17 protein-coding genes are annotated in these 18,879 nt (G+C 52.7%); 9 read left to right on the forward strand and 8 right to left on the reverse strand.

The window, feature by feature from the left end; all coding sequences use genetic code 11:
• The 9 genes from EHN07_RS18475 to rpoC all read left to right on the forward strand — a co-directional run.
• The coding region (locus EHN07_RS18475; protein WP_482764107.1) for an EF-Tu C-terminal domain-related protein at positions 1–135 on the forward strand (135 nt) is incomplete at its 5' end.
• 236 nt (positions 136–371) lie between these two features.
• Positions 372–755 carry a preprotein translocase subunit SecE gene (gene secE, locus EHN07_RS18480; protein WP_124025498.1) on the forward strand — a complete coding sequence of 128 codons (384 nt, stop codon included), beginning with the start codon at positions 372–374 and terminating at the stop codon, positions 753–755.
• 1 nt (position 756) lies between these two features.
• Positions 757–1,302, forward strand: a complete 546-nt coding sequence (gene nusG / locus EHN07_RS18485) for a transcription termination/antitermination protein NusG (protein WP_034461806.1) — start codon at positions 757–759, stop codon at positions 1,300–1,302.
• Between the two features lie 159 nt (positions 1,303–1,461).
• Positions 1,462–1,890 carry a 50S ribosomal protein L11 gene (gene rplK, locus EHN07_RS18490; protein ID WP_124025481.1) on the forward strand — a complete coding sequence of 143 codons (429 nt, stop codon included), beginning with the start codon at positions 1,462–1,464 and terminating at the stop codon, positions 1,888–1,890.
• Between the two features lie 3 nt (positions 1,891–1,893).
• Positions 1,894–2,598, forward strand: coding sequence for a 50S ribosomal protein L1 (gene rplA, locus EHN07_RS18495; protein ID WP_064541398.1), 705 nt, complete (start codon positions 1,894–1,896; stop codon positions 2,596–2,598).
• Between the two features lie 294 nt (positions 2,599–2,892).
• Entirely contained in the window at positions 2,893–3,390 is a 498-nt protein-coding gene (gene rplJ / locus EHN07_RS18500; protein WP_124025482.1) for a 50S ribosomal protein L10, read from the forward strand.
• Positions 3,391–3,456: 66 nt separating this feature from the next.
• The gene (gene rplL / locus EHN07_RS18505) at positions 3,457–3,822 is read left to right on the forward strand and encodes a 50S ribosomal protein L7/L12 (protein ID WP_095280280.1); all 366 of its coding nucleotides are present in this window, start codon (positions 3,457–3,459) and stop codon (positions 3,820–3,822) included.
• A gap of 324 nt (positions 3,823–4,146) precedes the next feature.
• Positions 4,147–8,175: a DNA-directed RNA polymerase subunit beta gene (rpoB, locus tag EHN07_RS18510; RefSeq protein WP_124025483.1), complete on the forward strand. Its 4,029-nt coding sequence runs from the start codon at positions 4,147–4,149 to the stop codon at positions 8,173–8,175.
• An 85-nt stretch (positions 8,176–8,260) separates the two neighbouring features.
• Positions 8,261–12,487 (forward strand): DNA-directed RNA polymerase subunit beta', encoded by a 4,227-nt coding sequence (gene rpoC / locus EHN07_RS18515; RefSeq protein ID WP_124025484.1) that lies wholly within the window; start codon positions 8,261–8,263, stop codon positions 12,485–12,487.
• Positions 12,488–12,555: 68 nt separating this feature from the next.
• On the opposite strand, the gene EHN07_RS18520 is transcribed toward rpoC, so the two are convergent.
• From EHN07_RS18520 to thiC, 8 genes are all read right to left on the reverse strand, one after another.
• A complete protein-coding gene (locus tag EHN07_RS18520) occupies positions 12,556–12,873 on the reverse strand; it encodes a PTS lactose/cellobiose transporter subunit IIA (RefSeq protein ID WP_124025485.1) in 318 nt (105 codons plus the stop codon).
• Positions 12,874–12,876: 3 nt separating this feature from the next.
• On the reverse strand, positions 12,877–13,185 hold the full coding sequence (locus EHN07_RS18525; RefSeq protein WP_124025486.1) for a PTS sugar transporter subunit IIB: 309 nt from the start codon (positions 13,183–13,185) through the stop codon (positions 12,877–12,879).
• A 293-nt stretch (positions 13,186–13,478) separates the two neighbouring features.
• Positions 13,479–14,609, reverse strand: coding sequence for a 2-iminoacetate synthase ThiH (gene thiH / locus EHN07_RS18530; protein ID WP_124025499.1), 1,131 nt, complete (start codon positions 14,607–14,609; stop codon positions 13,479–13,481).
• The gene (gene thiG / locus EHN07_RS18535; RefSeq protein ID WP_124025487.1) at positions 14,609–15,388 is read right to left on the reverse strand and encodes a thiazole synthase; all 780 of its coding nucleotides are present in this window, start codon (positions 15,386–15,388) and stop codon (positions 14,609–14,611) included. The genes thiH and thiG overlap by 1 nt, the downstream gene beginning before the upstream one ends.
• A 1-nt stretch (position 15,389) precedes the next feature.
• Positions 15,390–15,590 carry a sulfur carrier protein ThiS gene (gene thiS, locus EHN07_RS18540; RefSeq protein WP_124025488.1) on the reverse strand — a complete coding sequence of 67 codons (201 nt, stop codon included), beginning with the start codon at positions 15,588–15,590 and terminating at the stop codon, positions 15,390–15,392.
• The gene (locus EHN07_RS18545; protein WP_124025489.1) at positions 15,574–16,329 is read right to left on the reverse strand and encodes a HesA/MoeB/ThiF family protein; all 756 of its coding nucleotides are present in this window, start codon (positions 16,327–16,329) and stop codon (positions 15,574–15,576) included. The genes thiS and EHN07_RS18545 overlap by 17 nt, the downstream gene beginning before the upstream one ends.
• Positions 16,319–16,957: a thiamine phosphate synthase gene (gene thiE / locus EHN07_RS18550; protein WP_124025500.1), complete on the reverse strand. Its 639-nt coding sequence runs from the start codon at positions 16,955–16,957 to the stop codon at positions 16,319–16,321. The genes EHN07_RS18545 and thiE overlap by 11 nt, the downstream gene beginning before the upstream one ends.
• Positions 16,957–18,858, reverse strand: a complete 1,902-nt coding sequence (thiC, locus tag EHN07_RS18555) for a phosphomethylpyrimidine synthase ThiC (protein WP_124025490.1) — start codon at positions 18,856–18,858, stop codon at positions 16,957–16,959. The genes thiE and thiC overlap by 1 nt, the downstream gene beginning before the upstream one ends.
• Between the last annotated feature and the right edge of the window lie 21 nt (positions 18,859–18,879).

The raw sequence follows: 18,879 nt of genomic DNA on the forward strand, positions 1-18,879 counted from the left end.
GTCATGCCTGGTGACAACATTCAAATGGTTGTTACCCTGATCCACCCAATCGCAATGGACGACGGTCTGCGTTTCGCAATCCGTGAAGGCGGCCGTACTGTAGGCGCGGGTGTTGTTGCTAAAGTTATCGCTTAATTACTGATAACATTTGACGCAACACGCAAGAAAAGGGCATCATTTGATGCCCTTTTTGTACGCTCTCTGCCCAGAACCTGGCTCATCAGTGATTTTTTATTCATAATCATTGCTGAGACAGGCTCTGAAGAAGGCGTTATACCGAATAGTGCCTGAAAAATAGCCATTCGGTTTGGTTTTGCCTCGCATATGCGGGGCAAAAATGTTTGTCTGAATTTATTGTGACGGGTTGGTTTATGAGTGCGAATACCGAAGCTCAAGGAAGCGGGCGCGGCCTGGAAGCGATGAAATGGCTGGCAGTTGCTGCTCTGCTGATTGTGGCTATCGTGGGCAACTACATTTATCGTGATGTCTCTGTGCCTCTGCGTGCCCTGGCCGTGGTTGTGCTGATTGCTGCAGCGGGTGGTGTCGCGCTGTTTACGACCAAAGGCAAAGCGACTGTCGCTTTCGCCCGCGAAGCGAGAACCGAAGTTCGTAAAGTGATTTGGCCAACTCGCCAGGAGACTTTACACACCACCTTAATCGTGGCGGCAGTTACGGCCGTAATGTCACTGATTTTGTGGGGGCTGGATGGTATTCTCGTCCGCCTGGTTTCTTTTATTACTGGCCTGAGGTTCTGAGATGTCTGAAGCCCCTAAAATGCGCTGGTACGTCGTTCAGGCGTTTTCCGGTTTTGAAGGCCGCGTAGCAACATCGCTGCGTGAGCATATCAAATTGCACAACATGGAAGAGTTGTTTGGTGAAGTCATGGTTCCGACCGAAGAAGTGGTCGAAATCCGTGGCGGCCAACGTCGCAAAAGCGAACGTAAATTCTTCCCGGGCTATGTTCTGGTCCAGATGGTTATGAATGACGCAAGCTGGCACTTAGTGCGTAGCGTTCCACGCGTAATGGGATTCATTGGCGGGACTTCTGACCGTCCGGCGCCAATCAGCGATAAAGAAGTTGATGCGATTATGAACCGCCTGCAGCAGGTGGGTGATAAGCCGCGTCCGAAAACGCTGTTTGAGCCAGGCGAGATGGTACGCGTCAGCGATGGCCCGTTTGCCGACTTTAACGGCGTAGTTGAAGAAGTCGATTACGAAAAGAGCCGCCTGAAGGTTTCTGTATCTATCTTCGGTCGTGCTACGCCGGTTGAGCTTGATTTTGCTCAGGTAGAGAAAGCCTGATAATCAGGTTGTAAAAGCAGCGATTATTCGTTGCACAAGGCGCGAGATTGAACTACAATTTCGCGCCTTTTGTTTTTACGGGTCTGGTACGCGTAAAACGATTTATTCACGGGGAGCCTTCATTGTGGAAGGCGTTATAACCCACTAGAGGAAATTAAGATGGCTAAGAAAGTACAAGCCTACGTCAAGCTGCAGGTTGCAGCTGGTATGGCGAACCCAAGTCCACCAGTTGGTCCAGCTCTGGGTCAGCAAGGTGTGAACATCATGGAATTCTGTAAAGCGTTTAACGCCAAAACTGAATCCCTGGAGAAAGGTCTGCCAACTCCGGTTGTTATTACCGTTTACGCTGACCGTTCTTTCACTTTCGTTACTAAAACTCCACCGGCTGCTGTTCTGTTGAAGAAAGCTGCGGGTATCAAGTCTGGTTCCGGTAAGCCGAACAAAGACAAAGTGGGTAAAGTAACCCGTGCTCAGGTGCGTGAAATCGCAGAAACCAAAGCTGCGGACATGACTGGTTCTGACGTTGAAGCGATGACTCGCTCCATCGAAGGTACTGCTCGTTCCATGGGCCTGGTAGTGGAGGATTAAGAAATGGCTAAACTGACCAAGCGCATGCGCGTGATCCGTGACAAAGTTGATGCAACTAAACAGTATGACATCAACGAAGCCGTTGCTCTGCTCAAAGAGCTGGCCACTGCGAAATTCGTAGAAAGCGTTGACGTTGCTGTAAACCTCGGCATCGACGCGCGTAAATCTGACCAGAACGTTCGTGGTGCAACTGTACTGCCGCACGGTACTGGCCGTTCAGTTCGCGTAGCCGTATTTGCCCAAGGCCCTAACGCTGAAGCAGCTAAAGCTGCTGGCGCTGAGCTGGTAGGTATGGAAGATCTGGCTGACCAGATCAAAAAAGGCGAAATGAACTTCGACGTGGTTATCGCATCTCCAGATGCAATGCGCGTTGTTGGCCAACTGGGCCAGGTTCTGGGTCCACGTGGCCTGATGCCTAACCCGAAAGTGGGTACCGTAACGCCTAACGTTGCCGAAGCGGTTAAGAACGCTAAAGCGGGTCAGGTTCGTTACCGTAACGACAAAAACGGCATCATTCACACCACCATCGGTAAAGTGGATTTTGACACTGACAAACTGAAAGAAAACCTGGAAGCTCTGCTGGTTGCGCTGAAAAAAGCGAAACCATCTCAGGCGAAAGGCGTTTTCATTAAGAAAGTTAGCCTGTCTACCACTATGGGTGCAGGTGTTGCGATCGACCAGTCTGGTCTGAGCGCAGTAGTGAACTAAGATTCACTGCTTTACGCGGGCGTTCGATTAGTCTAAAATCTTACGCCCGTTGCCTTGCTTGCGAGGCACACAGAATTTTCGGTTGGAGCCTGGCCTTATCCAGGCCTCCGTCCAAGACCGCAGGAGTTTCGCAAGAAACTTAATTTCCTGCGTAGACGGTGACAGAACCTGAAGAATATTTTGATAGTCTTTGGCTTGTTTCTGCTCACCGTATGTCGACGTTCATCATCGTTTTGGTGATGAATGAAGTGAGTTCCGGGGGATAACCCCGGCTAATATCCAGGAGCAAAGCTAATGGCTTTAAATCTTCAAGACAAACAAGCGATTGTTGCTGAAGTCAGCGAAGTAGCCAAAGGTGCGCTGTCTGCGGTTGTTGCGGATTCCCGTGGCGTTACCGTAGATAAAATGACTGAACTGCGTAAAGCAGGTCGTGAAGCTGGCGTTTACATGCGTGTTGTTCGTAACACCCTGCTGCGCCGCGTTGTTGAAGGGACTCAGTTTGAGTGCCTGAAAGACACGTTTGTTGGTCCAACCTTGATTGCATATTCTATGGAACACCCGGGCGCTGCTGCTCGTCTGTTCAAAGATTTCGCTAAAGCGAATGCAAAATTTGAGGTTAAAGCTGCAGCCTTTGAAGGTGAGCTGATCCCGGCGGCCCAGATCGATCGCCTGGCAACTCTGCCAACTTACGAAGAAGCAATCGCACGCCTGATGGCAACCATGAAAGAAGCCTCTGCAGGCAAACTGGTTCGCACTCTGGCTGCTGTACGCGATCAGAAAGAAGCGGCTTAATAGCACTTTTCTTTCTCACGCATTTGCTTACGTATAAACTTATTCTGATTTTCAGGAACAATTGTTATGTCTATCACTAAAGATCAAATCATTGAAGCAGTTGCAGCTATGTCTGTAATGGATGTTGTTGAACTGATTTCTGCAATGGAAGAAAAATTCGGCGTTTCTGCTGCTGCCGCTGTAGCTGTTGCTGCAGGCCCAGCTGAAGCTGCTGAAGAAAAAACTGAGTTCGACGTTATTCTGAAAGCTGCTGGCGCTAACAAAGTTGCCGTCATCAAAGCAGTACGTAGCGCAACTGGTCTGGGCTTGAAAGAAGCTAAAGACCTGGTTGAATCCGCTCCAGCTGCGCTGAAAGAAGGCGTGAGCAAAGATGACGCAGAAGCTCTGAAAAAATCTCTGGAAGAAGCTGGCGCTGAAGTTGAAGTTAAATAAGCCAACCCTTCCGGTTGCAGCCTGAGAAATTAGGCTGATGGCTGGTGACTTTTTAGTCACCAGCCTTTTTGCGCTGTAGGGTACCAGTAGCGTTTCACACTGTTTGACTGCTGGTCTCCTTTCAATGTTTGTCTCTATCTACGCCTTAATATACTACGACTTTCTACGCCGGGAGTTCCGGGGTAAAGCGTGGCGAAATGGTTTAAGAGTGATAGAAACAGGTATTGCGGAAAGTGTTCCACTTTCCGGTCCACAAAATAGTGTTGCACAAACTGTCCCCTTGTCGGGCAGATGGGTCGACTTGTCAGCGAGCTGAGGAACCCTATGGTTTACTCCTATACCGAGAAAAAACGTATTCGTAAGGATTTTGGAAAGCGTCCACAAGTTTTGGACATTCCTTATCTCCTTTCTATCCAGCTTGACTCGTTCCAGAAGTTCATCGAGCAAGATCCTGAAGGTCAGTACGGTCTGGAAGCGGCTTTCCGTTCCGTGTTCCCTATTGCCAGCTACAGCGGTAACTCTGAGCTGCAATACGTGAGCTATCGTCTGGGTGAGCCGGTATTTGACGTTAAAGAATGTCAGATCCGCGGCGTGACCTATTCCGCTCCCCTGCGCGTTAAACTGCGTCTGGTGATCTACGAGCGTGAAGCGCCGGAAGGCACCGTTAAAGATATTAAAGAACAAGAAGTCTACATGGGTGAAATTCCACTCATGACGGATAACGGCACCTTCGTTATTAACGGTACTGAGCGCGTTATCGTTTCTCAGCTGCACCGTAGCCCAGGCGTGTTCTTTGATAGTGACAAAGGTAAAACCCACTCTTCAGGGAAGGTGCTGTATAACGCACGTATCATCCCTTACCGTGGTTCCTGGCTGGATTTCGAATTCGACCCGAAAGACAACCTGTTCGTGCGTATCGACCGTCGCCGTAAACTCCCTGCGACCATCATTCTGCGCGCATTGCAGTACACCACTGAGCAGATCCTCGATCTGTTCTTTGAAAAAGTTAATTTTGAAATCCGTGACAACAAGCTGCAGATGGAATTGATTCCGGAGCGCCTGCGTGGCGAAACCGCATCATTTGACATCGAAGCTGACGGCAAGATTTATGTCGAAAAAGGCCGCCGTATTACCGCGCGCCATATTCGTCAGCTGGAAAAAGACGATATTAAGCTTATCGAAGTTCCGGTTGAATACATTGCTGGCAAAGTCGCGGCTAAAGACTACGTTGATGCATCGACTGGCGAACTTATTTGCCCGGCGAACATGGAACTGTCTTTGGATCTGTTAGCTAAGCTGAGCCAGTGTGGTCATAAGCGTATCGAAACGCTGTTTACCAACGACCTGGATCACGGCGCATACATTTCTGAGACCATCCGTGTCGACCCAACCAACGATCGCTTAAGCGCGCTGGTTGAAATCTATCGCATGATGCGTCCTGGCGAGCCACCAACTCGCGAAGCGGCTGAAAACCTGTTCGAGAACCTGTTCTTCTCCGAAGACCGTTATGACCTGTCTGCGGTTGGTCGTATGAAGTTCAACCGTTCCCTGCTGCGTGATGAGATCGAAGGTTCAGGTATCCTGAGCAAAGACGACATCATCCAGGTAATGCGTAAGCTTATCGGTATTCGTAACGGCCAGGGCGAAGTGGATGATATCGACCACCTCGGCAACCGTCGTATCCGTTCCGTAGGCGAAATGGCGGAAAACCAATTCCGCGTTGGCCTGGTACGTGTAGAGCGTGCGGTGAAAGAGCGTCTGTCTCTGGGCGATCTCGATACCCTGATGCCTCAGGATATGATCAACGCTAAGCCTATCTCTGCTGCGGTTAAAGAGTTCTTCGGTTCCAGCCAGCTGTCTCAGTTCATGGACCAGAACAACCCGTTGTCTGAGATTACGCACAAACGTCGTATCTCCGCACTCGGCCCGGGTGGTTTGACCCGTGAGCGTGCAGGCTTCGAAGTCCGTGACGTACACCCAACCCACTACGGTCGTGTATGTCCAATCGAAACCCCTGAAGGTCCGAACATCGGTCTGATCAACTCCCTGTCTGTTTATGCACAGACTAACGAATACGGCTTCTTAGAAACTCCGTATCGTCGCGTTGTTGACGGTGTTGTGACTGACGAGATTCATTACCTTTCTGCAATTGAAGAAGGTAACTACGTTATCGCTCAGGCGAACACCAACCTGGACGAAGAAGGCCGTTTCGTAGACGACCTCGTAACTTGCCGTAGCAAAGGCGAATCAAGCTTGTTCAGCAACGACCAGGTTGACTACATGGACGTTTCCACCCAGCAGGTGGTTTCCGTCGGTGCGTCCCTGATCCCGTTCCTGGAACACGATGACGCCAACCGTGCATTGATGGGTGCGAACATGCAACGTCAGGCCGTTCCAACTCTGCGTGCTGATAAGCCGCTGGTTGGTACTGGTATGGAACGTGCTGTTGCCGTTGATTCCGGTGTTACTGCAGTTGCTAAACGTGGTGGTACTGTTCAGTACGTGGATGCTTCTCGTATCGTTATCAAAGTTAACGAAGACGAAATGCTGGCTGGTGAAGCAGGCATCGACATCTACAACCTGACCAAATACACCCGTTCTAACCAGAATACCTGTATCAACCAGATGCCTTGTGTCTCTCTGGGTGAGCCAGTTGAACGTGGCGACGTGTTGGCAGACGGTCCGTCTACTGACCTCGGTGAACTGGCTCTTGGCCAGAACATGCGCGTAGCGTTCATGCCGTGGAACGGTTACAACTTCGAAGACTCCATCCTCGTATCCGAGCGTGTTGTTCAGGAAGATCGTTTCACAACTATTCACATCCAGGAACTGGCATGTGTGTCTCGTGACACTAAGCTTGGGCCAGAAGAGATCACTGCTGACATCCCTAACGTGGGTGAAGCTGCTCTCTCCAAACTGGATGAATCCGGTATCGTTTATATCGGTGCTGAAGTGACCGGTGGCGACATTCTGGTTGGTAAGGTCACGCCTAAAGGCGAAACCCAGCTGACGCCAGAAGAGAAGCTGCTGCGTGCCATCTTCGGTGAGAAAGCGTCTGACGTTAAAGACTCTTCTCTGCGCGTACCAAACGGCGTTTCCGGTACCGTTATCGATGTGCAGGTCTTTACCCGCGATGGCGTGGAAAAAGACAAGCGCGCGCTGGAAATCGAAGAGATGCAGCTGAAGCAGGCGAAGAAAGACCTGACTGAAGAACTGCAGATCTTTGAAGCTGGCCTGTTTGCTCGTATCCATGCGGTGCTGGTTGCTGGCGGCGTTGAAGCTGAGAAGCTCGACAAACTGCCACGCGATCGCTGGCTGGAACTGGGTCTGACTGACGAAGAGAAGCAAAACCAGCTGGAACAGCTGGCAGAGCAGTACGACGAGCTGAAGCACGAGTTTGAGAAGAAACTTGAAGCTAAGCGCCGCAAAATCACTCAGGGCGATGACCTGGCACCTGGCGTGCTGAAAATCGTTAAAGTGTATCTGGCCGTTAAACGTCAGATCCAGCCGGGTGACAAGATGGCAGGTCGTCACGGGAACAAAGGTGTTATCTCCAAGATCAACCCGATCGAAGATATGCCTTACGATGAAAACGGCACGCCGGTAGACATCGTACTGAACCCGCTGGGCGTACCATCGCGTATGAACATCGGTCAGATTCTGGAAACCCACCTGGGCATGGCTGCGAAAGGCATCGGCGAGAAAATCAACGCCATGCTGAAAAAGCAGGAAGAAGTGTCCAGACTGCGCGAATTTATCCAGAAAGCGTATGACCTGGGTTCAGACGTTCGTCAGAAAGTAGACCTGAACACCTTCACCGATGATGAAGTTCTGCGTCTGGCTGAGAACCTGAAAAAAGGTATGCCGATTGCTACTCCGGTATTCGACGGTGCAAAAGAGTCGGAAATCAAAGAGCTGTTGCAACTGGGTGGCCTGCCGACTTCCGGTCAGATCACACTGTTTGACGGCCGTAGCGGTGAGCAGTTTGAGCGTCCAGTAACCGTAGGTTACATGTACATGCTGAAACTGAACCACCTGGTTGATGACAAAATGCACGCGCGTTCTACCGGTTCTTACAGCCTTGTTACTCAGCAGCCGTTGGGTGGTAAAGCTCAGTTCGGTGGCCAGCGCTTCGGTGAGATGGAAGTGTGGGCACTGGAAGCATACGGTGCTGCTTATACCCTGCAGGAAATGCTGACGGTTAAGTCTGATGATGTTAATGGCCGTACCAAGATGTATAAAAACATCGTGGACGGTAACCATCAGATGGAACCAGGCATGCCGGAATCCTTCAACGTACTGTTGAAAGAGATCCGTTCGCTGGGTATCAACATCGAGCTGGAAGACGAGTAATTACTCGCATTTGCTGTACTGGTTACAGGATGTCCGGGTCACACCGGACGTCTCTGAGAAGTCTCACTCCGACGGGAGCTAATCCGTGAAAGACTTACTTAAGTTTCTGAAAGCGCAAACTAAGACCGAAGAGTTTGATGCGATCAAAATTGCTCTGGCATCGCCAGACATGATCCGTTCCTGGTCGTTCGGCGAAGTTAAAAAGCCGGAAACCATTAACTATCGTACGTTCAAACCAGAACGTGACGGTCTGTTCTGCGCTCGTATTTTTGGGCCAGTAAAAGACTATGAGTGCCTGTGCGGTAAGTACAAGCGCCTGAAACACCGTGGCGTTATTTGTGAGAAGTGCGGCGTTGAAGTTACCCAAACTAAAGTGCGCCGTGAGCGCATGGGTCACATTGAACTGGCTTCCCCAACGGCACACATTTGGTTCCTGAAGTCGCTGCCGTCTCGTATCGGCTTGCTGCTGGATATGCCACTGCGTGATATCGAACGTGTACTTTACTTCGAATCTTATGTGGTAATCGAAGGCGGGATGACCAACCTCGAGCGTCGTCAGATCCTGACTGAAGAGCAGTATCTGGACGCGCTGGAAGAGTTCGGTGACGAATTCGATGCGAAGATGGGTGCGGAAGCTATTCAGGCCCTGTTGAAAAACATGGATCTGGAGCAAGAGTGTGAAACTCTGCGCGAAGAGCTGAACGAAACCAACTCCGAAACCAAACGCAAAAAGCTGACCAAGCGTATCAAACTGCTGGAAGCGTTCGTTCAGTCTGGTAACAAACCAGAGTGGATGATCCTGACAGTTCTGCCGGTTCTGCCGCCAGATCTGCGTCCATTAGTTCCGCTGGACGGCGGTCGTTTCGCAACGTCGGATCTGAACGATCTGTATCGTCGCGTGATCAACCGTAACAACCGTTTGAAACGCCTGCTGGATCTGGCTGCGCCTGACATCATCGTACGTAACGAAAAACGTATGCTGCAGGAAGCGGTTGATGCCCTGCTGGATAACGGCCGTCGCGGTCGTGCGATCACCGGTTCTAACAAGCGTCCTCTGAAATCTTTGGCCGATATGATCAAAGGTAAGCAGGGTCGTTTCCGTCAGAACCTGTTGGGTAAACGCGTTGACTACTCCGGTCGTTCTGTTATCACCGTAGGTCCATACCTGCGTCTGCATCAGTGCGGTCTGCCGAAGAAAATGGCGCTGGAGCTGTTCAAACCGTTCATCTACGGCAAGCTGGAACTGCGTGGTCTTGCTACCACCATTAAAGCTGCGAAGAAAATGGTTGAGCGCGAAGAAGCCGTCGTTTGGGATATCCTGGACGAAGTTATCCGCGAACACCCGGTACTGCTGAACCGTGCACCAACCCTGCACCGTTTGGGTATCCAGGCATTTGAGCCGGTACTGATCGAAGGTAAAGCTATCCAGCTGCACCCGCTGGTCTGTGCGGCCTATAACGCCGACTTCGATGGTGACCAGATGGCAGTACACGTTCCGCTGACGCTTGAAGCTCAGCTGGAAGCGCGTGCGCTGATGATGTCTACCAACAACATCCTGTCACCAGCGAACGGCGAGCCAATCATCGTTCCTTCTCAGGACGTGGTATTGGGTCTGTACTACATGACCCGTGACTGTGTTAACGCCAAAGGCGAAGGCATGGTGCTGACTGGCCCGAAAGAAGCTGAGCGTATCTATCGCGCAGGTCTGGCCTCTCTGCATGCGCGTGTCAAAGTGCGTATCACTGAATACGAAAAAGATGCTAACGAACAGTTCGTGGCGAAAACCAGCTTAATCGACACCACCGTTGGTCGTGCGATTCTGTGGATGATCGTACCGAAAGGTCTGCCTTACTCCATCGTCAACCAGGCGTTGGGTAAGAAAGCCATCTCCAAAATGCTGAACACCTGTTACCGTATTCTGGGCCTGAAGCCTACGGTAATCTTTGCTGACCAGACGATGTACACCGGCTTTGCTTATGCAGCGCGTTCAGGTGTCTCCGTTGGTATCGATGACATGGTCATCCCTGCGAAGAAAACTGAAATCATCTCTGAAGCGGAAGCGGAAGTGGCTGAAATTCAGGAACAGTTCCAGTCTGGTCTGGTCACAGCCGGCGAACGCTATAACAAAGTTATCGATATCTGGGCTGCGGCGAACGATCGCGTCTCTAAAGCGATGATGGACAACCTGCAAACTGAATCCGTTATTAACCGTGACGGCGTCGAAGAGCAGCAGGTTTCCTTCAACAGCATTTACATGATGGCCGACTCCGGTGCTCGTGGTTCTGCGGCACAGATTCGTCAGCTGGCAGGTATGCGTGGTCTGATGGCTAAGCCAGATGGCTCGATCATTGAAACGCCAATCACCGCGAACTTCCGTGAAGGTCTGAACGTACTCCAGTACTTCATCTCCACGCACGGTGCGCGTAAAGGTCTGGCGGATACCGCACTGAAAACTGCGAACTCCGGTTATCTGACGCGTCGTCTGGTTGACGTTGCACAGGATCTGGTAGTTACCGAAGACGATTGTGGCACCCTCGAAGGTATCACGATGACTCCGGTTATCGAAGGCGGCGACGTTAAAGAACCACTGCGCGATCGCGTTCTGGGCCGTGTTACGGCTGAAGATGTGATCAAGCCGGGTACTGCAGACATCCTGGTAACCCGTAACACCCTGCTTGATGAGCAATGGTGTGACCTGTTAGAAGCTAACTCTGTTGATAGCGTGAAGGTACGTTCCGTTGTGGGTTGTGAAACTGACTTCGGCGTCTGTGCGCACTGCTATGGTCGTGACCTGGCTCGTGGTCACATCATCAACAAAGGTGAAGCTATCGGGGTTATCGCGGCACAGTCCATCGGTGAACCAGGTACTCAGCTGACGATGCGTACGTTCCACATCGGTGGTGCGGCATCTCGTTCTGCTGCTGAATCCAGCATTCAGGTTAAGAACAAAGGTAGCATCAAGCTCAGCAACGCGAAGTCGGTGGTGAACTCTGCCGGTAAACTGGTAGTGACTTCTCGTAACACTGAACTGAAACTGATTGATGAGTTCGGTCGTACTAAAGAGAGCTATAAAGTTCCTTACGGTGCGGTAATGGGCAAAGGTGATGGCGAGCAGATTGCAGCGGGCGAGACCGTAGCAAACTGGGATCCGCACACCATGCCAGTCGTTTCTGAAGTAAGTGGTTTCATCCGCTTTACTGACATGATCGACGGCCAGACCATTACTCGTCAAACTGACGAACTGACAGGTCTGTCATCTCTGGTGGTTCTGGATTCTGCAGAACGTACCGCGGGTGGTAAAGATCTGCGTCCAGCACTGAAAATTGTTGATGCTCAGGGCAACGACGTTCTGATCCCTGGTACCGATATGCCAGCTCAGTACTTCCTGCCGGGTAAAGCGATTGTTCAGCTGGAAGATGGGACTCAGATTCACTCTGGTGACGCCCTGGCGCGTATTCCTCAGGAATCCAGTGGTACCAAAGACATCACCGGTGGTCTGCCACGCGTTGCTGACCTGTTCGAAGCGCGTCGTCCGAAAGAGCCTGCAATCCTTGCTGAAATCAGCGGGATCATCTCCTTCGGTAAAGAAACCAAAGGCAAACGCCGCCTGGTAATCTCTCCACTCGACGGCAGCGATGCTTACGAAGAGATGATTCCTAAGTGGCGTCAGCTGAACGTGTTCGAAGGCGAAGTTGTAGAACGCGGCGACGTGGTTTCCGATGGTCCAGAATCTCCGCATGACATTCTGCGTCTGCGTGGCGTGTATGCTGTGACTCGTTACATCACCAACGAAGTGCAGGACGTTTACCGTCTGCAAGGCGTTAAGATTAACGATAAACACATCGAAGTCATCGTGCGTCAGATGTTGCGTAAAGCGACTATCGTTAATGCTGGTGGTTCTGACTTCCTCGAAGGTGAGCAGGCTGAATACTCTCGCGTCAAGATCGCTAACCGCGAACTGGAAGCGAACGGCAAGATCAACGTGTCCTTCTCACGCGATCTGCTGGGTATCACCAAAGCCTCTCTGGCAACCGAGTCCTTCATCTCCGCGGCATCGTTCCAGGAGACAACTCGTGTGCTTACCGAAGCAGCCGTTGCGGGTAAACGTGACGAACTGCGCGGCCTGAAAGAGAACGTTATCGTCGGTCGTCTGATCCCAGCGGGTACCGGTTATGCGTACCACCAGGATCGTATGCGCCGTCGTGCAGCGGGTGAAACGCCGGTTGTACCTCAGGTCACCGCTGAAGATGCAACTGCAAGCCTTGCAGAATTGCTGAACGCAGGTAACCTGGGCGGAAGCGATAACGATTAATCGTTAGCGACGCCAAAATAAAAACCGCTCGAAAGAGCGGTTTTTTTATACCTGAAAGAAATGAAAAATCAGTTAGTTAATGGCAGTCGTCGGTACAGTTCGATCATATCTTCGGCCAGATCCTGAATCACCATTGCATTCATCAGGTGGTCCTGGGAGTGCACGGTAATCAGATTAACCGGTAATTTGCCGGTGCCTTCATCTAATCCGATCAGCTGAGTCTGAATTTTGTGGGCATGCTTCACAAATTCACGTGATTCTTCCATCGCTTGCTGAGCGGCCGCGAAATCGCCTTTACGCGCCATTTGCAGCGCCGTCAGCGCCTGACTGCGTGCGCTACCGGCATTGACCAGCAATTCCATGATAATTGTTTCTAAATCTTCCATGTCTTATGACTCCATTATTTTTAACGCTTTATCCAGCACGACATCGCCTTTCATCATGCCGTAATCCATCATGTCGATGACGGCTACCGTTTTACCCATTGGCTCTGCAAGCGCCTGTAACCTGGCGTGTTCATATTTAACCTGCGGACCCAGCAGCACAATATCAGCGGTGTCGATATTGTCTTTGAATTCTGCAACCGGCACTGCCTTGATAGAGACATCAATACCTTTCTTCTGAGCGGCGTCCTTCATGCGCTGGACCAAAATGCTGGTCGACATACCCGCTGCACAACACAAAACGATATTCTTCATAGATCTGCTCTCAGTGTCCGTTGGATACCAGATAATTATCCGTGACGCCTTAGTACAACAACCGCTTTGCGGTGATTGTGTGTCTGCTATCACAAAAGAAACTCCGACGGTCTGAAACCGGTTACATATACTGGAAAGGCGGGGCGGTGATAAGAAGGGGAAATTGCCGCCCCGGTCGGGCTGACGCCCAACGGGGGAGACAATATTTTACGCAAACCCTCGCCGCAAGGATGAGGACGCTACTCTTTGGCATGCCTCGGATGCTTTTTTCAGCCCCATGCAAACATGCAACGCTAGTGTGCGGATCTTCCCAGAAAGCTATCCCAGTCTTTCCATACGGGCTGCAAGCCGGAGCGAGTTAGCGCGGCTGCGACCTCGGCAGGCGTGCGCCCATCATGGGGGGCAAACTGCTCAAGCTCAGGATGATTGTCGGCATAGCCTCCCGGCTGAGTTTTGGAAAACGCACTCACGTTATTGATAGCGAGGGGGATCATATGATCGCGAAACCAGGGGGACTCACGCGTAGAGAGGGAAAGCTCCACGTCCGGAGAGAACAGACGGAACGCGCAAATCACCTGCACCAGCTGGCTTTCCGTCATGACCGATGCCGGTTCTACACCGCCTGCACAGGGGCGTAGGCGTGGAAATGAAATCGAATAGCGGCTTTGCCAGTAGTTTTGCTGTAGCCACAGCAGATGCTCTGCCACCATAAAACAGTCGCTACGCCAGCTATCAGACAGGCCCGTCAGCGCACCCAGGCCGATTTTATCTATTCCCGCCCGGCCCAGCCTGTCGGGCGTTTCCAGGCGCCAGAAAAAATCCTGCTTGTTTCCGCGCAGGTGATGCTGCGCATAGACCGCCTGATGGTAGGTTTCCTGGTAAACCATTACCCCATCCAGCCCCAGCGTTTTCAGCTCGGCGTATTCATGTTCATCCAGCGGTTGCACTTCCATCTGCAGCGAGCTGAAACGGCGGCGAATCGCCGGAAGGTGCTGGCGAAAATAATCCATCCCCACCTTGCTCTGATGTTCGCCGGTGACTAACAGCAAATGCTCAAAGCCTAATTTGCGAATCGCCTCGCATTCTCGCGCAATCTCTTGCGCGTCCAGCGTTTTACGTTTGAGCTTGTTGCTCATGGAAAAACCGCAATAGGTGCAGTCGTTAGCGCAGAGGTTGGAGAGATACAGCGGCACGTAAAAACTCACCGTATTACCAAAACGCTGGCGCGTTAAACGCTGTGCCTGCTGTGCGAGAGGCTCAAGATAGTGGCTGGCTGCGGGAGAGAGCAGGGCCATCAAATCCTCGCGCGTGATTTTGCTGGCGTTTAACGCACGCTCCACGTCAAGCGCTGTTTTGCTGTTGATGCGAAGCGTAATGTCATCCCAGTCCAGTTCGTGCCAGCGGGCGGTAAAGGTTTGCGCCATCACGCGCCCTCCTGGCTGAATTGCAGAAACTGGGTTAACGGGCTGGATGCCTGCGCCTGCTGGTGGCGTGGCCCCAGACCAGCCTGAGCCGCGAGGACGCCCGCTTCAACGGCCAGCCGGAAAGCATGAGCCATCTGCACCGGATCGCGCGCCACGGCAATGGCCGTGTTAACCAGCACCGCTGAAGCACCTATTTCCAGTGCTTCAGCAGCATGGCTCGGCGCCCCGATACCTGCATCAATGACTACCGGCACCCGGGCCTGATCGATAATAATGTCTAAAAACGCACGGGTCTGTAAGCCTTGACTGGAGCCGATAGGCGCACCGAGCGGCATCACGGCCGCGCACCCTGCTTCTTCAAGCCGTTTGCATAAAACCGGATCGGCGCCGCAATAAGGCAGCACCACAAATCCCATTTTTACCAGTTTCTGGGCGGCCTTCAGGGTTTCGATGGGGTCCGGTAACAGGTAGCGGGCGTCCGGGTGAATTTCCAGTTTCAGCCAGTGGGTGCCGAGCGCTTCACGTGCCAGCTGCGCGGCAAAAATCGCTTCCTCTGCCGTTTTGGCACCCGAGGTATTAGGCAGCAACTGCACACCCGCTTCCCGCAAGGGCGCGAGAAGCGCATCATGATGATTACGCAAGTCGACGCGCTTCATCGCCATTGTCACCAGCTGGGAACCAGAAGCGCGAATCGCTTCGACCATCACCTGTGGGGAGGCAAATTTCCCCGTGCCGGTGAACAAACGTGACGAAAAAGTTTTATCAGCAATCTGTAGCATGTTAACCCCCGGCTATGGCCTGAAAGAGCAGGATCTGGTCGCCATCATTCAACCAATAAGTCGCCCACTGCTCGCGGGGAACAATGGCCTGATTGATTGCCAGAGCGACACCCGGCTTCAGTAAATGCAATTGTTGCAGTAGTTTTTCCAGCGTCAGGTTATCCGGACACGCTAGCGGCTCGTCGTTAAACTGAATGTTCATGCAGGCCTCCGCACACCGGACATGCTGGCGCTTTCTGCATGGCCAGGGTTCGCCAGCTGTGAAGGCGTGCATCAAACAGGCGTAACGAACCGGTAGCCGGAACCATTCCGCTGAGCATTTTTATCGCCTCAAGCGCCTGCAGTGTTCCCATCACGCCAACCACCGGGCCGACCACGCCCGCGGTGCGGCAGTTGCGTTCCGGCTCGTGCTCATCAGGCCACACGCAGCGGTAACAGCCGTTTTCCCAGGGCGGTGTTAACACCATCAGTTGCCCGCCAAATCCCACCGCACTGGCGGAAATCAGCGGTTTGTTATGGGCAACACAGGTGGCGTTAACCGCCTGGCGTGTCGCCATGTTATCGCTGCAATCCAGCACCAGATCGGCACTTTGTACGGCCTGAGCGAGCGTCTCGCCAGCCAGGCGTTCACCGATAACCTGAAGCGTAATATCAGGATTTAGCTGCTGGAGGTGGCGCCGGGCGACCCGCGATTTCGGCTGGTCGATATCCGCGGAGGTAAAAAGAATCTGGCGCTGTAAGTTGCTGATATGCACGTTATCGTCGTCAGCCAGAATTAACGTACCCACGCCCGCAGCTGCCAGGTATAACGCTGCCGGAGAACCCAGCCCGCCAAGCCCGACGATGAGCACTTTGCTGGCGAGCAGCCTGAGTTGCCCTTCGAGCGCAATATCTTCCAGTAATAGCTGGCGGCTATAACGCATGAAATCGCTATCCTTCATCGCCGGCTCCTACCATTTCCAGCAGCTGCCCGGTGGCAGCTTGCCAGTCGGCGGCATGAGTGATAGCACTGACTACCGCAACACTCCCGACACCGGTTGCGAGCACGGCGGGCACGCGATCGATACTGATTCCGCCAATGGCGACGGTAGGGTAATCGCCCAGCTTTTTGATGTGGGCAGCCAGCTGCGCCAGCCCCTGCGGGGCGGACGGCATCTGTTTGGTGTTAGTTGGGAAAACATGGCCAAGGGCGATGTAAGATGGGCGCAAAGCCCGCGCGCGTTCCATTTCCATAACGTCATGTGTGGAAAGCCCGAGGCGCAGCCCGGCATCCCGAATGGCATCCAGATTGGCCACATCCATATCTTCCTGGCCCAGATGCACGCCGTAAGCGCGATATTTTATTGCCAGCCGCCAGTAATCGTTAATAAACAGCCGTGCTTCGTAGCGCTGGGCTAGTTTGATCGCCGCAACAATATCATCCTCAACTTCTTCGTCGAGTTTGTCTTTGATGCGCAATTGAATGGTGCGCACGCCAGCTCCCAGCAGTCGTTCAATCCATTCAACGCTATCAACCACCGGGTATAAACCCAGCCGCTGCGGCACGGCGGGAAATGCAGCTTTGCTCATCACACTTCCTCCTGACGCAGATAAATTTCGCCGCCTTTTGCCCGGAAGGTTTGCGACATATCTTCCAGTCCAGCTTCAATGGCTTGTTTAGCGGCGAAATCGCGCACTTCCTGAGAGATTTTCATCGAGCAGAATTTTGGCCCGCACATTGAACAGAAGTGCGCGACCTTGCCGGACTCCTGCGGCAGCGTTTCATCGTGATAAGCCCGTGCGGTGAACGGGTCCAATGCGAGGTTAAACTGGTCTTCCCAACGGAACTCGAAACGGGCTTTCGACATCGCGTTATCACGGATTTGCGCCCCGGGATGGCCTTTGGCAAGGTCTGCTGCGTGGGCCGCAATTTTATAGGTAATCAGCCCCTGCTTAACGTCTTCTTTATTCGGCAGGCCGAGATGTTCCTTAGGGGTGACATAACAGAGCATCGCGCAGCCAAACCAGCCGATCATCGCCGCCCCAATCCCGGAGGTAAAATGGTCGTAGCCCGGCGCAATGTCGGTGGTGAGTGGGCCGAGCGTATAGAAAGGGGCCTCGTGGCAGTGCTCTAACTCTTCGGTCATATTGCGGCGGATCATCTGCATTGGCACATGTCCCGGGCCTTCAATCATCACCTGCACGTCATACTCCCAGGCAATTTTCGTCAGCTCGCCAAGCGTATGCAGCTCGGAGAACTGCGCCTCGTCATTGGCATCCTGAATAGAACCCGGGCGCAGGCCGTCGCCTAAAGAGAGCGAGACATCATAAGCCGCACAGATTTCGCAGATTTCGCGGAAGTGTTGATACAGGAAATTTTCCTGATGATGCGACAGGCACCATTTCGCCATAATCGAGCCGCCGCGTGAAACAATCCCGGTGAGGCGCTTCGCGGTCATCGGCACGTAGCGCAGCAGCACGCCGGCATGAATGGTGAAGTAATCCACCCCCTGTTCAGCTTGCTCCAGCAGCGTATCGCGGAATATCTCCCAGCTGAGCTCTTCCGCAATCCCGTTCACTTTTTCCAGCGCCTGGTAAATTGGCACGGTTCCGATGGGGACCGGGCTATTACGCAAAATCCATTCACGGGTCTCGTGGATGTAGCGGCCTGTGGAGAGATCCATTACCGTGTCTGCCCCCCAGCGCGTTGACCACACCAGTTTTTCCACCTCTTCTTCAATGGATGAAGTGACCGCCGAGTTACCGATATTGGCGTTCACTTTGACGAGGAAATTACGCCCGATAATCATCGGTTCAGATTCGGGGTGGTTGATGTTGGCGGGGATAATTGCCCGTCCAGCGGCTACTTCGTCACGCACAAATTCCGGCGTGATATTTTCCGGCAGGCGAGCGCCAAAACCCTGTCCTGGATGCTGGTGGCGCAACACTTCATCGCGGATCCTCTCGCGCCCCATGTTTTCACGTATCGCGATAAACTCCATTTCCGGCGTCACAATGCCCTGGCGCGCATAGTGCAGTTGGGTGACATATTTCCCGGCTTTGGCGCGTTTTGGCGCCAGCTGTGTCGCAAAACGCAGCGCGTTCAGGTCGTCATCTGCAAGGCGCTCTTTGGTATACGCAGAGCTACGGTCCGTTAATGTTTCGCAGTCATCACGTTCGGCAATCCAGCTGGCTCGCAGCGGGGAAAGCCCACGCAGAACGTCGATAGCAATGGCCGGATCGCCATACGGACCTGAGGTGTCATATACCGGAATCGCATCGTTAGGGGTGAGCTGAGGGTTTTCTTTACTCCCGCCGGTTGCGGTCGGGCTGAGTTGGATTTCACGCATTGGCACACGGATATCTGCACGCGAACCGGTCAGATAAATACGTTGGGAGTTGGGAAAAGCGGTGCCTTCGAGCGTATTGATAAAATGCTGTGCGGCGGCGCGCTGCTCGCGGCGGTTGGTTTTTTTTTCAGTATCAGACATAGCTCATTCCAGTGGTTATCA

The sequence above is a fragment of the Buttiauxella warmboldiae genome (genome assembly GCF_003818135.1).
Classification (GTDB): domain Bacteria; phylum Pseudomonadota; class Gammaproteobacteria; order Enterobacterales; family Enterobacteriaceae; genus Buttiauxella; species Buttiauxella warmboldiae.

Coding starts and splice junctions, on each gene's coding strand:
- secE (WP_124025498.1), top strand. CDS start 372: ATGAGTGCGAATACCGAAGCTCAAGGAAGCGGGCGCGGCCTGGAAGCG.
- nusG (WP_034461806.1), top strand. CDS start 757: ATGTCTGAAGCCCCTAAAATGCGCTGGTACGTCGTTCAGGCGTTTTCC.
- rplK (WP_124025481.1), top strand. CDS start 1,462: ATGGCTAAGAAAGTACAAGCCTACGTCAAGCTGCAGGTTGCAGCTGGT.
- rplA (WP_064541398.1), top strand. CDS start 1,894: ATGGCTAAACTGACCAAGCGCATGCGCGTGATCCGTGACAAAGTTGAT.
- rplJ (WP_124025482.1), top strand. CDS start 2,893: ATGGCTTTAAATCTTCAAGACAAACAAGCGATTGTTGCTGAAGTCAGC.
- rplL (WP_095280280.1), top strand. CDS start 3,457: ATGTCTATCACTAAAGATCAAATCATTGAAGCAGTTGCAGCTATGTCT.
- rpoB (WP_124025483.1), top strand. CDS start 4,147: ATGGTTTACTCCTATACCGAGAAAAAACGTATTCGTAAGGATTTTGGA.
- EHN07_RS18520 (WP_124025485.1), bottom strand. CDS start 12,873: ATGGAAGATTTAGAAACAATTATCATGGAATTGCTGGTCAATGCCGGT.
- EHN07_RS18525 (WP_124025486.1), bottom strand. CDS start 13,185: ATGAAGAATATCGTTTTGTGTTGTGCAGCGGGTATGTCGACCAGCATT.
- thiH (WP_124025499.1), bottom strand. CDS start 14,609: ATGGCGCAAACCTTTACCGCCCGCTGGCACGAACTGGACTGGGATGAC.
- thiG (WP_124025487.1), bottom strand. CDS start 15,388: ATGCTACAGATTGCTGATAAAACTTTTTCGTCACGTTTGTTCACCGGC.
- thiS (WP_124025488.1), bottom strand. CDS start 15,590: ATGAACATTCAGTTTAACGACGAGCCGCTAGCGTGTCCGGATAACCTG.
- EHN07_RS18545 (WP_124025489.1), bottom strand. CDS start 16,329: ATGAAGGATAGCGATTTCATGCGTTATAGCCGCCAGCTATTACTGGAA.
- thiE (WP_124025500.1), bottom strand. CDS start 16,957: ATGAGCAAAGCTGCATTTCCCGCCGTGCCGCAGCGGCTGGGTTTATAC.
- thiC (WP_124025490.1), bottom strand. CDS start 18,858: ATGTCTGATACTGAAAAAAAAACCAACCGCCGCGAGCAGCGCGCCGCC.